The sequence below is a fragment of the Mesorhizobium sp. HAY1-8B genome, from assembly GCF_056868045.1.
This window is the reverse complement of sequence record NZ_CP200321.1, coordinates 3,392,067-3,405,922: the sequence shown is the minus strand read 5'-3', so window position 1 is coordinate 3,405,922 and position 13,856 is coordinate 3,392,067. Positions and strand designations below refer to the sequence as shown.

11 protein-coding genes and 1 pseudogene are annotated in these 13,856 nt (G+C 62.6%); 7 read left to right on the top strand and 5 right to left on the bottom strand.

Translation table 11 applies throughout. From position 1 onward, the window contains the following. Nucleotide 1 precedes the first annotated feature (1 nt). The 3 genes from AC1VON_RS15900 (at nucleotide 2) to AC1VON_RS15890 (ending at nucleotide 3,293) form a co-directional block, all read left to right on the top strand. Nucleotides 2–2,125: a S9 family peptidase gene (locus tag AC1VON_RS15900; protein WP_483124160.1), complete on the top strand. Its 2,124-nt coding sequence runs from the start codon at nucleotides 2–4 to the stop codon at nucleotides 2,123–2,125. Next, nucleotides 2,122–2,748: a LysE family translocator gene (locus tag AC1VON_RS15895; RefSeq protein ID WP_172351278.1), complete on the top strand. Its 627-nt coding sequence runs from the start codon at nucleotides 2,122–2,124 to the stop codon at nucleotides 2,746–2,748. Before AC1VON_RS15900 ends, AC1VON_RS15895 begins: the two co-directional genes overlap by 4 nt. 155 nt (nucleotides 2,749–2,903) lie before the next feature. After that, nucleotides 2,904–3,293 carry an SET domain-containing protein gene (locus AC1VON_RS15890; protein ID WP_172351279.1) on the top strand — a complete coding sequence of 130 codons (390 nt, stop codon included), beginning with the start codon at nucleotides 2,904–2,906 and terminating at the stop codon, nucleotides 3,291–3,293. Between the two features lie 6 nt (nucleotides 3,294–3,299). On the opposite strand, the gene AC1VON_RS15885 is transcribed toward AC1VON_RS15890, so the two are convergent. From AC1VON_RS15885 to AC1VON_RS15870, 4 genes are all read right to left on the bottom strand, one after another. After that, complete coding sequence (locus AC1VON_RS15885; RefSeq protein WP_172351280.1) at nucleotides 3,300–4,250, bottom strand: cytochrome c; 951 nt, start codon at nucleotides 4,248–4,250, stop codon at nucleotides 3,300–3,302. A 7-nt stretch (nucleotides 4,251–4,257) separates the two neighbouring features. Next, a complete protein-coding gene (locus AC1VON_RS15880; RefSeq protein WP_172351281.1) occupies nucleotides 4,258–4,695 on the bottom strand; it encodes a c-type cytochrome in 438 nt (145 codons plus the stop codon). A 162-nt stretch (nucleotides 4,696–4,857) separates the two neighbouring features. Continuing rightward, nucleotides 4,858–5,454 carry a superoxide dismutase gene (locus AC1VON_RS15875; RefSeq protein ID WP_056563640.1) on the bottom strand — a complete coding sequence of 199 codons (597 nt, stop codon included), beginning with the start codon at nucleotides 5,452–5,454 and terminating at the stop codon, nucleotides 4,858–4,860. Nucleotides 5,455–5,631: 177 nt separating this feature from the next. Continuing rightward, nucleotides 5,632–6,510 carry a branched-chain amino acid aminotransferase gene (locus AC1VON_RS15870; RefSeq protein WP_172351282.1) on the bottom strand — a complete coding sequence of 293 codons (879 nt, stop codon included), beginning with the start codon at nucleotides 6,508–6,510 and terminating at the stop codon, nucleotides 5,632–5,634. A gap of 155 nt (nucleotides 6,511–6,665) precedes the next feature. Here AC1VON_RS15870 and AC1VON_RS15865 point away from each other — a divergent pair, with 155 nt between their 5' ends. Together AC1VON_RS15865 and AC1VON_RS15860 are read left to right on the top strand one after the other, a co-directional pair. Continuing rightward, nucleotides 6,666–7,325: a haloacid dehalogenase type II gene (locus AC1VON_RS15865; RefSeq protein ID WP_172351283.1), complete on the top strand. Its 660-nt coding sequence runs from the start codon at nucleotides 6,666–6,668 to the stop codon at nucleotides 7,323–7,325. Between the two features lie 176 nt (nucleotides 7,326–7,501). After that, entirely contained in the window at nucleotides 7,502–8,332 is an 831-nt protein-coding gene (locus AC1VON_RS15860) for a L,D-transpeptidase (RefSeq protein ID WP_172351284.1), read from the top strand. A gap of 85 nt (nucleotides 8,333–8,417) precedes the next feature. Here AC1VON_RS15860 and AC1VON_RS15855 read toward each other — a convergent pair whose 3' ends face one another. Beyond that, complete coding sequence (locus tag AC1VON_RS15855; RefSeq protein ID WP_172351285.1) at nucleotides 8,418–9,965, bottom strand: helicase HerA-like C-terminal domain-containing protein; 1,548 nt, start codon at nucleotides 9,963–9,965, stop codon at nucleotides 8,418–8,420. Between the two features lie 299 nt (nucleotides 9,966–10,264). Between AC1VON_RS15855 and AC1VON_RS15850 the strand changes: the two are divergent. Next, nucleotides 10,265–11,706, top strand: a pseudogene (locus AC1VON_RS15850) (methylmalonyl-CoA mutase subunit beta). Continuing rightward, nucleotides 11,703–13,823, top strand: a complete 2,121-nt coding sequence (scpA, locus tag AC1VON_RS15845) for a methylmalonyl-CoA mutase (RefSeq protein ID WP_483124159.1) — start codon at nucleotides 11,703–11,705, stop codon at nucleotides 13,821–13,823. Before AC1VON_RS15850 ends, scpA begins: the two are co-directional and overlap by 4 nt. The last annotated feature ends 33 nt before the right edge of the window (nucleotides 13,824–13,856 follow it).

The following is a 13,856-nucleotide window of genomic DNA, read 5'->3' as shown; positions in this document are numbered from 1 at the left end:
AATGACCAAGACTCCCCGATTTCCGATCGTCAGCCCGCCAACACCCGAGAAGCGGCCGGTTTCCGATACCCATCACGGCATCACGCGAACCGATGAGTACGCGTGGCTGCGAGCCGACAACTGGCAGGAGATGTTCAGGGATTCTTCCCTGCTCGATGCGGGCATCCGCGCCGAACTCGAAGCCGAAAACACCTATCAGTCGAAGCTGATGGCCGACACGTCGGACCTACAGAAGCAGCTTTTCAAAGAAATGAAAGGCCGTATCAAGGAAGACGATTCATCCGTTCCCATGAAGGACGGGCCCTATGCCTATGGTTCTTCCTTCAAACTCGGCGGCGAGCAGCCGCGCTATTTCCGCATGCCGCGCGACGGCGGGCCTGAGCAGATCCTGCTCGACGGCGACATGGAGGCGGAAGGCAAAGCCTATTTCCGGCTTGGCGGTGTCGACCATTCGGCCGATCACGGCAAGCTGTTGTGGGCCTTCGACGACAAGGGTTCCGAGTTCTACACGCTGCGCGTGCGCGACCTTGCCGACGGCAAGGAACTGACCGACCAGATTCCCGCTACCGGCGGTTCGGGTGTGTGGAACGCGGGCAATGACGGGTTCTTCTACACGCGCCTCGACCCCAACCACCGGCCGTCAAAGGTGCTGTTCCACGCACTGGGACAAGACCCTGAAAACGACCGCCTGATCTATGAGGAAACCGACCCCGGCTTCTTCATGAATGTCGACGGCACCCGCAACAACCAATGGATCATGATCGGCATCAACGATCACGAGACCTCGGAATACCGACTGTTGAGCGCCAGCGATTCGTTTGCCGAACCCAGGCTGGTGTCGGCGCGCGAAACCGGGCTTCAGTATGAGTTGGAGGAAGGCGGCGACGTCTTCTTCATCCTGACCAATGCGGACGGCGCGAAGGACTTCAAGATCATGACGGCGCCGGCAAGCGATCCGGTTCGCGCCAACTGGCGGGAGCTGGTTCCGCATGAGCCGGGCCGGCTGATTCTGTCGGTGATCGGGTTCAAGGACCATATGGTCCGGCTTGAGCGCAAGGAGGGCCTGCCTCGCATCGTCGTGCGCGATCGCGCCAGTGGTGAGGAGCACCTGATTTCCTTAGACGAGGAAGCCTTCTCGCTCGGCCTGTCGGGTTCTTATGAATACGACACCGAAATCATGCGCTTCTCCTACTCGTCGATGACGACGCCGGCGCAAGTGTTCGACTACAATATGCGCACCCGCGAGCGGGTGTTGCTCAAGACCCAGGAAGTGCCGTCCGGCCATGATGCGGACCATTATGTCACCAGGCGGCTGATGGCGCCCGCCGCCGATGGCGAACTGGTGCCGATCTCGCTTCTGCACCGTCGCGACACGCCGCTGGATGGAACCGCACCTTGCCTGCTCTACGGCTACGGCTCCTACGGCATCACCGTGCCGGCCGCCTTCAACACCAACTACCTGTCGCTGGTCGACCGCGGCTTCGTCTACGCCATCGCCCATGTCCGCGGCGGCAAGGACAAGGGCTATGGCTGGTACGATGACGGCAAGCGGGCGCACAAGATGAACACCTTCACGGATTTCATCGCCTGTGCGCGCCACCTCGTCGCCGAGCGCTATACCGCGCACGACCGCATGGTCGCGCAAGGCGGCTCGGCCGGCGGCATGCTGATGGGCGCCGTCGCCAACATGGCGCCGGACTGCTTTGGCGGTATCGTCGCCGAGGTTCCCTTCGTCGACGTGCTCACCACCATGCTCGACGCGACCCTGCCGCTGACGCCGCCGGAATGGCCGGAATGGGGCAATCCGATCGCGTCCGCCGACGACTACCGGACGATCGCCGCCTATTCGCCCTACGACAATGTCGCGGCACTCGACTATCCGCCGATCCTGGCGCTTGCCGGCCTCACCGATCCGCGCGTCACCTATTGGGAGCCGGCCAAATGGGTGGCGCGGCTGCGCGACCGCAAGAGCGGCGACAATCCGGTGCTGTTCAAGATCAACATGGATTCCGGCCATGCCGGTGCGTCCGGCCGGTTCTCACGCCTGGAAGAGATCGCCTATACCTATGCCTTCGCGCTTAAGGTGACGGGCAAGGCGCAGCTTGCCGAGAAGACGCTCAAATGATCGATCTGTCCACGTTGATTGCCTATATCGCCGTCGTGCTCGGCTTTGTCTTTATCCCGGGCCCGGCCACGCTGTTGACGATCGCCCGGGCAACGAGTTCGGGAACAAAGGTCGGGATCGCGACTGGCGCTGGGATCGCGGCCGGCGACATATTTCATACTGTCATGGCGATGGTCGGTATCTCAGCGATCATCGCCACGTCGGCGACGCTGTTCAGCATCGTAAAATATATCGGCGCGGCCTACCTCGTCTACCTTGGCATTCGCGCCATCATCGAGAAAACGCCGGCCGATCCCTCTGCCGGCGCGCTCGCTATCTCCGCCGGCAAGGCGTTTCGGCAGGCTGTCCTGACCGAAGTGCTCAACCCCAAGACCGCGCTGTTTTTCCTGGCATTCCTGCCTCAGTTCGTGCGACCCGAAAACGGAACGGTCATGCTTCAATTGGCCGTATTGGGAGTTGTCTTCGTCGTGCTCGGTCTTTTCAGCACGGTCGTCTTTGCCGTGAGCGCCGGTCGCCTCGGCAGTTTCCTGCGCCGAAATCCGACCGTGCTGAAATGGCAGGGCAAGATTGTCGGCGGCATCTATTGTGCCTTGGGCGTCCGCCTGGCCTTGCAGCAACGCTGAGGGCTCGGGACAGCACGTTCACTTTTGGGTTCGGCGATCATGACTTTTTTGAATTCCGCTTTGCTCATTTGCGCTCGCAATTGTACCAGCCCCGCGCTAACCAGTGCGCGGCTTTTCGCAAGCCGCGCTTGCCATCTTTGCTACTGGGGTATGCTATGCTGCTCGTCGACGTCTATCTCGACAAATCGCCGATCCAGGGCATCGGCGTCTTTGCCAAGCACCACATCCCCAAGGGCACGCTGATCTGGAAGCTCGATCCCCGCTTCGACCGGATCATCGACGTCGAGACCTATGAGGGCGAAACCGGGCCGGTGAAGAACTATCTCGACCGCTATTCCTACCCGGACCGGCGCGATCCTGCCTATATCGTCTTCGAAGCCGACGACGCCCGCTACATGAACCATGATGACGAGCCGAATTGCGATGTCTCCTCACCCGAGGAAACCTTTGCGCTGCGCGACATCGCACCCGGCGAGGAACTGACCTGCAACTACAATCTTTTCTTCGAGGCCGGCTTCGATTTCCTCGGCGATCGGCACCTCTAGTCGATATCAGTTCGCCGGTTTCTTGCGCGCGGGATAACCGTTCGGGTGCGGCGGTACTGCCTTGAGATAGGCGGCGATTGCTGCACGATCCCCCGCAGTCAGCTCGGCCATGTTACGCTGCACGTCGACCATGGCGCCGCCGACGGAATCGAAGTCGGGCGTGAAGCCGGTTTCGAGATAGTTGGCTATATCGGCTTCCGACCAGTTGGCGATGCCGCCCTTGCCCGATGTGATGTTCGGTACGACGCCCGAGCCCTCCGCGGCCACGGCACCGGCCAGCCACTCGCTTTTCTTCGTCCCGCCCGCGAAATCACGCGGCGTGTGGCATTCGCCGCAATGGCCGGGTCCTTCGACCAGATAGCGGCCGGCCATGACCGGATCGGGCGTGCCATCGTGCAAGGCAATGACAGGCTGATCGCTGAGATAGAGCCGCTTCCACAGGCCGATGCCACGGCGGATGTTGAACGGGAATGCCAGCGTATTGGCCGGTGCCTTGCCGGCGACCGCGGGCAGCGTCTTCAGGAAGGCATAGAGATCGGCAATGTCAGACGGCTTCATGCGGGCGTAGGACGCGTAGGGAAAGGCCGGATAGAAATGCTCGCCAGACGGCGACACGCCCTTGAGCATGGCGTTGGCGAGATCCTCGACCGACCATGCGCCGATGCCGTCCTTGGGATCTTGCGAAATGTTGGGCGGAACGAAGGTGCCGAACGGCGTTTTGAGTTCGAGGCCGCCCACCAGTTGAAGCCGCGCATCGCCCTGCGAGCCGGGCTTTGCGTGGCAGGATGTGCAGCCGCCGGCATAGAAAATGCGCTTGCCCCGGCTAGCGTCGCCCGGCCCGAGTTGCGCCAGGGCCGTCGTATCCAGCCTGACCGGCGCCGACAAAAGCCAACCGCCGGCCGCGCCGACGCCGCCCAGAACGAGGGCCGCGCCGACGAGCTTCTTCAGCCATGCCATCAGGCAATCAGCCCTTCTTGATCCTGTAGCCCTGATGGCAGGCGCCGCAATCCGAGCCGAGGGTGCCGACTTGCGCCTTCAGCGCGTCGATATCGGCGGGAGCCGCGGCGACCGCGGCCTTGACGTCGGCGAGATATTTGTCCTCGGCGGCCTTGAAGCCCGCCGTGTCTTCCCAAATCTTCGGCCCGGCCGTGGTGTCGCCGGTATCGCTGCCTTTCGGGAACAAGGCATCGACGTCGAACTTCTCGGCATTCGCCTGCAGCGCCTGCAACTGCGTCAGCACGGCAGCGGCATCAAAGGGCTCATCGCCCTTGACCACTTTCGACAGGCCGCCGACGATCTTTCCGCGCTCCTTCATCAGAGCCTGCCGGTCGAGGATCGGATCGGCAAAGGCCGCCGAACCGGCGAAGGCGAGCGTTGAGATGGCGATGACAAGCTTTCTCATTCATTTGGCTCCATGATGAAGGCATTTCAGGACAGGTCGTTAACGGATGTCGCGGACGGATTATTCCCTTCCTTCGACCGATTTTGCCGAACGGTGAGTGACTGGAGACCTCGGCTCCCAAAAAGAAAAGCCCCGGAATGCCGGGGCTCTTCTGCGGGTCGATCAAGCTTTTTCGTACAATTCCAGCACGTGATCCCAGTTGATCAGGCTGTCGACGAACGCCTCGAGATATTTCGGGCGCGCGTTGCGGTAGTCGATGTAATAGGAATGCTCCCAGACATCGACGCCGAGGATCGGCGAGGCGCCATGAACGAGCGGGTTCTCGCCGTTCGGCGTCTTCGAGATCGCTAGCTTGCCGTCCTTGACCGAAACCCAGGCCCAGCCCGAACCGAACTGTGTCGTGCCGGCCGCGATGAAGTCGGCCTTGAACTTGTCGTAGCCGCCGAGATCGCTGTCGAAAGCCTTCTGCAGCGCGCCAGGCAGCTTGTTGCCGCCGCCGCCCTTCTTCATCCACTTCCAGAAATGGATGTGGTTGTAATGCTGCGCGGCATTGTTGAAGAGGCCGGCATTCTTGCCGAACGACTGCTTGACCACCTCTTCGACCGACAGATCGCCAAGGCCCGCCTCGGCGGCCAGCTTGTTGCCGTTGTCGACATAGGCCTTGTGGTGCTTGTCGTGGTGATACTCCAGCGTCTCTTTCGACATGTAAGGCTGCAAGGCCTCGTAGTCATAGGGCAGAGCGGGCAATTCAAAAGCCATGGGTAGTACTCCCTCGTGGAAAAATCCGGTGTCGATACCGGATTAAGATAGGTCTGGATTGAGCTGGAACAACTCCGGAAGTGAAGCGCCGGTTCCCTTTCTAAGCGGGTTCCGGAAAACTGTCACACGGTTTTCCTGCGGTGAAAAGTGCAGCGACAAAAAGGCCGGACTGGCGCGTCAGCCAGCCGATTTCGAATGCGCCCATTCCCAATAGAGCTCACGCGCCTTCTTGGCCACCGGTCCGGGTTGCAGGTTGCGATCCTCGATGCGCGTGATCGGCACCACCTTGGAGTGGTTGCCGGTCGAAAAGATCTCGTCCGCTTCGAGGAAATCGCGTACCGACAAGGTCTTTTCGGTGGCTTTGAAGCCATACTCACCGAGCAGATTTATCGTGCGCGAACGCGTGATTCCGGACAGGAAGGTGCCGTTCGGCGCCGGCGTAAAGACATGTCCATCCTTGACCAGGAAAATGTTCGAGGTCCCGGTCTCGGCGACGTTGCCAAGCATGTCCAGAACCAGCGCATTGTCGAAGCCGCGCATCTTGGCTTCGAGGATGGCGCGGCCATTGTTGGGATAAAGGCATCCGGCCTTGGCATTGGTCGGCATGGTTTCGATCGTCGGGCGCCGGAACGGCGACACCGTCACCGAAAAGCCGGACGGCGAGATCATCGGCGATTCATAAAGGCAGAGGCAGAAACGGGTCGATGCGGGATCGGCCGGCACGCCCATGTAGCCGCCATGCTCGGCCCAGTACATCGGCCTGATATAGACCGCCGTCTTGCCGTCGAACTTCTTCAGCCCGTCCCAGGTCAGCCCGATGATCTGTTCGGGCGTCATGTTCGGCTTGAGGCCAAGCGCGATCGCCGAGGCGTTCACCCGCCTGGCATGGAGGTCGAGGTCGGGCGCTACGCCTTCGAACCAGCGCGCCCCGTCGAACACGCTGGTGCCGAGCCACATCGCATGGCTGCGCGGCCCCAGTATGGCGACATTGCCCTCGTACCAGTCCCCGTCGACGAAGGTCCATGTCGCGGATTGCGCCGCTGCCGCCAGTGTCATTGCGTTGTCCCGTTCCAGTCAATGTTGTGTGACAACATTGGATGATGCTTTGGCCACCGCCGTCAACGGGCATCGGGGAGTTTTGTTGAGGCCAGCGGCGGGCCCGGTGCAATCAAGGCTTGCACCGCGCCCCGCCTCGCCTCAAAACTGTCGCCATGCAATACGCCGCCTATGTTTTCGACGCCTACGGCACACTGTTCGACGTGCATGCCGCCGTGCGCCGCCATGCCGACCGGATCGGGCCGGACGGCCAGTTGCTGTCGGAGATCTGGCGCGCCAAGCAGCTCGAATATTCCTGGGTGCGTACGCTGATGGGCGCCTATGCTGATTTCTGGCAACTGACCGAGCAGGCGCTCGACTTCGCCTTGCGCAAGGTCCCGTCGGCCGATTCAAGCCTGAAGGCTAAGCTTCTCGAAGCCTACTGGCGACTGGATTGCTATCCTGAGGTGCCGGCCGTGCTGAAGGCGCTCAAGGCCTCGGGAGCCAGGCTGGCGATCCTCTCCAACGGCTCGCCCGAAATGCTGGAAGCGGCCGTCAAGTCCGCCGCGCTCGACCAGGTTCTGGACGACATCTATTCCGTCGACGCGGTGCGCCGCTTCAAGACCGATCCGGCGGTCTACGACATGGTCGCCACCGGCTGGCGCCTCTATCCCGGCGCTGTGTCCTTCCAGTCCTCCAATCGCTGGGACATTGCGGGTGCCACCAAATTCGGCTTCCGCACGGTGTGGATCAACCGTTCCAACCAGCCCGAGGAATATCGGGACTTCCCGCCAACCCTGATCCTGCCGACCCTCGAAGCCCTGGTCACCGCCTAAGTTGTCCATCTGTTGCCCTGCCGCCACAGTGGCGGCGCGGTCACAGCTTCGCCTTTGTTTGTCCACGTTCGGGCCAGAATCGGAACCGCCTATCGGGCCAGGTGTTGTCAGGCACCTGCAACGGGTGATCGGCGTATTGACGCTTTGTTGCGATTTGAGTCTTAAAGAAGGCAGTCATGTCCATAACCGAAATCGAATCCTATCGCCTGAGCCGTCGCGGCTTCCTCAACGCCGCAGCATTGGGCGCCGCATCGATCGCGGTTTCCGCATGCGCCACCACCGGCCCAGGGCCGGTCGAGCCACCGCCGCCGGCCTATGTCGAGCCGCCGCTTGCCGACTATGCGTCGATGTACGCGGCCGTCAGCGATGGCGGCTTCGACCTGCCGGCCATCCCCGTCGACAGGATCGATCCACAGTTCCTGCGTCAGATCGTTCCCGACCCGACCGGGCAGAAACCAGGAACCATCGTCGTCGATACAACAGGCCATTTCCTCTATCTGGTTCGCCCGGGCGGTCAGGCCATCCGCTATGGCGTCGGCCTTGGCCGCGCCGGCTTCGAATGGGCGGGCGACGCTGTCGTCCAATGGAAGCAGAAATGGCCTAAATGGACGCCGCCGGATGAGATGATCGCCCGGCAGCCGGAACTGAAGCAATACAGCGCCGACAATGGCGGCATGCCCGGCGGCCTCAAGAACCCGCTAGGTGCCCGTGCGCTCTATCTCTTCCAGGGCAATGTGGACACGCTTTACCGCCTGCACGGCTCCCCGGAATGGCGCTCGATCGGCAAATCGGTGTCATCGGGCTGCGTGCGCCTGATGAACCAGGACATCATCGACCTCTACGACCGTGTGCCGTCGAAAAGCCCGGTCATCGTGACCAGCGATGCCAGCCAGCCGATGGTGGCGGCGGCGACCGCGAACCACAAGGCCATCCCGATCGATGCCGGCGTGCCGGACGGATCTGTCCTGCTCGGCCCCGTCAAAGCGGTCACGAACGCGATCTTCTGATCCAGCTTCGCCCAGCGAATATGCTCGGCGCCGCGTGTCCAAGGGGACGCGCGGCGCTATAAGCATGGACTTTGCTGCACTGGGCTCAGCGCCCCCGCGACAGGCTGCCCAGGATACCACGCACGATCGCACGTCCGACCGACGAGCCGACCGAGCGCACCACCGACTTGATCGCCGCCTCGGCGACCGTCTGGCGATTGGAGGGGCGCGGTGCCGGCGCGCGGCGGCCACCCGGCTGCGGTGCGGGATCGTCATTGCCGAAGCCCGGAATTGTCCAGCGCGAGCCGCCGGTGCCTGCCTGCTGCGCCTGCGCTTCGGCGTCCTGCGCGTCCTTGGTCTTCTTCTGCAGGATCTCGAAGGCCGATTCGCGATCAATGACCTGGTCGTACTGGCCGGAGACGGGGCTTTCCGCGACCAACTTTTGCCGCTCGGCGGGGGTTATGGGCCCAAGCCGCGACGACGGCGGACGGATCAGCGTGCGCTGTACCATGGACGGCACGCCCTTGGCCTCCAGCGTCGAGACCAGCGCCTCGCCGGTGGCGAGCTGGGTGATGGTGGTGGCGCAGTCGAAGTCGGGATTGGGGCGGAATGTTTCCGCCGCCGTCCGTACCGCCTGCTGCTCGCGTGGCGTATAGGCGCGCAGAGCGTGTTGAACGCGGTTGCCGAGCTGTGCCAGCACCTTCTCGGGGATATCCAGGGGATTCTGCGTGACGAAATAGACGCCGACGCCTTTCGAGCGGATCAGGCGGACCACCTGTTCGACGCGGTCGATCAGCACTTTCGGCGCCTCGTCAAAGAGCAGATGCGCCTCGTCGAAAAAGAACACCAACTTCGGTTTGTCGGGATCTCCCACCTCGGGCAGTTCCTCGAACAGTTCCGACATCAGCCAGAGCAGGAACGTCGCGTAGAGCCGCGGGTTCATCATCAGCTTGTCGGCTGCGAGCACGCTGATGGCGCCCCGACCGTCACGCGTGGTGCGCATGATGTCGGAGATGCGTAGAGCCGGCTCGCCGAAGAAGTTGCCCGCGCCCTGTTGCTCCAGCACCAGCAGCGTGCGCTGGATGGCACCGACCGATGGCTTGGTGACATTGCCGTAGCGCGCGCTGATCTCTTCGGCGCGCCCGGCGATGTTGGCAAGCAGCGCCTGCAGGTCCTTGAGGTCGAGGAGCAGCAGGCCCTCTTCATCGGCAATGCGGAAGGCAATGTTCATTATGCCTTCCTGCGCGTCGGTCAGGTTCATCAGCCGCGACAGGAGCAGCGGTCCCATTTCCGATATCGTTGCGCGGATTGGGTGGCCTTGCTCACCGAAAAGGTCCCAGAAGATGACGGGGAATTCCTGGAAATCGTAGGGGTCAAGCTTTACCTGTGCGGCCCGCTTGACCAGAAAATCCTGAGCCGTGCCCATCATGGCGATACCGGACAGGTCGCCCTTGATGTCGGCGCAGAACACCGGCACGCCGGCATTCGAAAAGCCCTCGGCCAGAACCTGCAAGGTAACGGTCTTGCCGGTACCGGTGGCGCCGGTCACCAGGCCATGGCGATTCCCGTACTGCAGCAGCAATTGTTCGGGACGCTGATAGCTGTCATCGGGCTTGCGGCTGGCGCCGATGAAAATACTGGTGTCGTCAGCCATATTTCGGGTCTCCGCAAAGTGATGTGTCTAAAAGCCAGCCTTTGCCCGAAGGTATAGAGAGGCTCTCGCACAGCGACAATGCCAATCGCCCAAATTGCCCCAATCGGACTTATCGCCGAAATCGGATTTTGGAACTTGCGGATTTTGCTGGTGTTTGGCAATCGTTCATGGTCCGTCCACGTAAGCTGACCTATATCAGATGGATCGAATTCAGACCCTGGACGCGCATTGCGATAACCGGCCGGGGACCTTAGACTGAGCCGCTCCGGGCTGGTGCGGCGACATAACGAGGAAGATGGATGGGCGCTGGAGCCTTGACCAGGGATGTTGAACCGGCGGATGCCGAACGCCAGCGATGGCTGGCCTTGGCGGAAAAAGCGTTGGCCGGCGCATCCTTCGAGGAAAAGCTGGTTTCGCACACCGACGACAGCATCCGCATCGAGCCACTCTATGCCCGTGCGGCCGGGGCCGAGCCGATCGTGCGCGCGAATCCTCGATCGCCGTGGATTGTCAGCCAGCGCGTCGACGATCCCGATGTCGATCGTGCCAAGGCGCAGGTCCTGGATGATATAGCGCAGGGAGCGACAGGATTGTCGCTCGTCTTCGAAGGTGCGCCGAACGCATTCGGCTACGGCTTGCCGAGAACCGCGCAGGCTCTGGAGACGGTGCTGGAGGGCGTACCGCTCAACCGCGTGCAGATCCGCATCGATACCCACCCATGGAGCCGGCCGATGGCCGACTGGCTGGTGGCGTTCCTGAGCAAGCGTCGCTCCGATCCAGCAAAGCTAAACCTATCCTTCGGCATCGATCCGGCGGCGATCCTCGCCGGCACCGGCCGGCTGCGCATGTCGATCGAGGCGCTGCAGGAATCGATGCCGCAATCGCTGGCGCATTTCTTCTCGATGGGCGTGCCGGGCGTGCTTCTGGAAGCGGACGGCCGCGTCTTTCACAATGCCGGCGCCACGGAGGCGCAGGAACTCGGGATCATGCTGGCTTCCGCGGTTTCGTATCTCAGAATGTTCGAGAAGGCGCGGCAGCCGCTCGTCTATGCCGCGCCTCATATCGGCTTCGCACTCAGCGTCGACCAGGACCAGTTCCTCTCCATGGCCAAGGTGCGGGCCCTGCGCAGGCTTTGGGCACGGGTGCAGGAGGTTTGCTCGATCCCCAATTCCACGGCCAACATCCATGCCGAGACATCATTTCGCATGATGACGGCATTGGACCCGGAAACCAACATCCTGCGCACGACGATCGGCTGCTTCGCAGCGGCAGCGGGGGAGCGGATTCGATCTCCATCCTGCCGCATACGATCGCGCACGGCCTGCCAGCTCCCTTTGCCCGCCGCGTCGCACGCAACGCGCAGCTGATCATGGCCAATGAAAGCCATGTCGATCATGTCGCCGATCCCGCGTGTGGTTCCGGCGCGGTCGAGGCGCTGACATCAGATCTTTGCGAAGCCGCCTGGGCGGAGTTGCAGACGATCGAGGCCGAAGGGGGGATACTGTCCAGCCTTCGTGACGGGCACATCCAGAAGCGCGTTCGCGCCGCGGCCGCTCGTCGCGACGCCGCCTTCAAGTCCGGCGAGCGGGCCATCATCGGCACCACACTCTATCCACAGAAGACCGAGCGCCCGGTCGAGACACTGGACGCGGTGCAGCGGCCGGCTTTCACTGAAGGTGTCGTCCTGTGCGAACCGCTGTTTCCGGCCCGCATCGACCAATCCATCGGGGCGCTCTCTTGATTCCGGATTTCAGCCAGATCGGCTGGGTGCCGCCGCGCCGCGCACCGGCCGAGGTCAAGGGCCAGCGGGTGACGCCGGAAGGGCTTGTGGTCAAGCATCTGTACAATCAGGGCGACCTGAAGGGCCTGCCGTATCTCGACACCTATCCGGGCTTGCCGCCCTTCGTGCGTGGCCCCTACCCCACCATGTATGTCCAGCAGCCGTGGACGATCCGGCAATATGCCGGCTTTTCGACGGCCGAAGAGTCCAACGCCTTTTACCGGCGCAATCTTGCCGCCGGCCAGAAAGGCCTGTCCGTCGCCTTCGATCTCGCCACGCATCGCGGCTATGACAGCGACCATCCACGCGTCGCCGGCGATGTCGGCATGGCTGGCGTCGCCATTGATTCCATCCTCGACATGCGGCAGCTCTTCGACGGCATTCCGCTCGGCGACATGACGGTGTCGATGACGATGAACGGCGCGGTGTTGCCGATCATGGCGCTCTATATCGTCGCGGCGGAAGAACAGGGGGTTGCGCAGAAGGATCTGGCCGGGACCATTCAGAACGACATTCTGAAGGAGTTCATGGTCCGCAACACCTACATCTATCCGCCAAAGCCCTCGATGCGGATCGTTTCGGACATCTTCTCCTACACGTCGAAGAACATGCCGAAGTTCAATTCGATATCGATCTCCGGCTACCACATGCAGGAGGCCGGCGCGACGGCCGACCTGGAGCTCGCCTATACGATCGCCGACGGCATCGAATATGCCCGCGCCGGTGTCGCGGCGGGCCTCGACATCGACCGCTTCGCGCCGCGCCTCTCCTTCTTCTGGGCGATCGGCATGAACTTCTTCATGGAAGTGGCCAAGCTCAGGGCCGCGCGCCTGCTGTGGGCGACCCTGATGAAGAAGAATTTTGCACCGAAGGACGAGCGCTCACTGTCGCTTCGCACCCATTGCCAGACTTCCGGCTGGTCGCTGACGGCGCAGGACCCCTACAACAACATCATCCGCACCATGATCGAGGCGATGGCCGCGACTCAAGGGCATACCCAGTCGCTGCACACCAACTCCTTCGACGAGGCGATGGCGCTGCCGACCGATCATTCGGCGGGTATCGCCCGCAACACGCAGCTCGTCCTGCAGAAGGAATCCGGAACCACGCGCACCATCGATCCGTGGGGCGGGTCGACCTATCTCGAACGGCTGACCCATGATCTGGCGGCGCGCGCATTGAGCCATATCGAGGAGGTCGAGGGTCTCGGCGGCATGGCGGCGGCGACGGAACAAGGCATCCCCAAGCTGCGCATCGAGGAAGCAGCGGCGCGCACGCAGGCGCGCATCGATTCAGGCGAGCAGATGCTGGTTGGGGTCAATGCGCATCGCCCCGAGAACGACATCGAAGTCGACGTGCTGAAGATCGACAATGCCGAGGTCAGGGCCCGGCAATTGTCCAAGCTGCAGCGGCTGAAAGGCACGCGCGAGGTCGCTGCCGTGGAAAGCGCACTCGATGCACTGACCCGCGCCGCGCAAGGCAACGAAAACCTGCTGGAATTCGCCATCCGCGCCGCGCGCGCCAATGCCACGGTCGGCGAGATTTCGTTCGCGCTGGAAAGGGCGTTTGGCCGCCACGTCGCGACGGTGCAGACCATTTCCGGCGTCTACCGCAAGGCGCTTGGCGACAATCCCGTGGTCGACGGGTTGCAGGACAAGATCAGCGCTTTCGAGAAGAAAAATGGCGGCAAGCCGCGCATCCTCGTTGCCAAGATGGGACAGGACGGCCACGACCGAGGGCAGAAGGTGATCGCCACCGCTTTCGCCGATCTCGGCTTCGACGTCACCGTCGGCGCGATGTTCCAGACACCGGAAGAGATCGCGAAACTGGCGGTCCAGCATGACGTCCATGTCATCGGCGCCTCATCGCTGGCGGCAGGGCACCTGACGCTGATCCCCGAACTGCGCGACGCGCTGAAGAAGCTTGGCCGAGGCGACATGCTGATCGTGGCCGGCGGCGTCATCCCGCCGCAGGACTACGACGCGGTGCTGCAGGCCGGGGCGGCGGAAATCTTCCCGCCGGGGACTGTCATCCCGGAAGCGGCGGACCGGTTGATGGATCGGCTGCTGGCGGGCTGAGCGAAACCATTCTGTATTGCTGGAAAAGGTTGT

Bases quoted from the DNA above. Each gene is read 5' to 3' on its own strand.
- AC1VON_RS15900 (WP_483124160.1), top strand. From the start codon at position 2: ATGACCAAGACTCCCCGATTTCCGATCGTCAGCCCGCCAACACCCGAG.
- AC1VON_RS15895 (WP_172351278.1), top strand. From the start codon at position 2,122: ATGATCGATCTGTCCACGTTGATTGCCTATATCGCCGTCGTGCTCGGC.
- AC1VON_RS15890 (WP_172351279.1), top strand. From the start codon at position 2,904: ATGCTGCTCGTCGACGTCTATCTCGACAAATCGCCGATCCAGGGCATC.
- AC1VON_RS15885 (WP_172351280.1), bottom strand. From the start codon at position 4,250: ATGGCATGGCTGAAGAAGCTCGTCGGCGCGGCCCTCGTTCTGGGCGGC.
- AC1VON_RS15880 (WP_172351281.1), bottom strand. From the start codon at position 4,695: ATGAGAAAGCTTGTCATCGCCATCTCAACGCTCGCCTTCGCCGGTTCG.
- AC1VON_RS15875 (WP_056563640.1), bottom strand. From the start codon at position 5,454: ATGGCTTTTGAATTGCCCGCTCTGCCCTATGACTACGAGGCCTTGCAG.
- AC1VON_RS15870 (WP_172351282.1), bottom strand. From the start codon at position 6,510: ATGACACTGGCGGCAGCGGCGCAATCCGCGACATGGACCTTCGTCGAC.
- AC1VON_RS15865 (WP_172351283.1), top strand. From the start codon at position 6,666: ATGCAATACGCCGCCTATGTTTTCGACGCCTACGGCACACTGTTCGAC.
- AC1VON_RS15860 (WP_172351284.1), top strand. From the start codon at position 7,502: ATGTCCATAACCGAAATCGAATCCTATCGCCTGAGCCGTCGCGGCTTC.
- AC1VON_RS15855 (WP_172351285.1), bottom strand. From the start codon at position 9,965: ATGGCTGACGACACCAGTATTTTCATCGGCGCCAGCCGCAAGCCCGAT.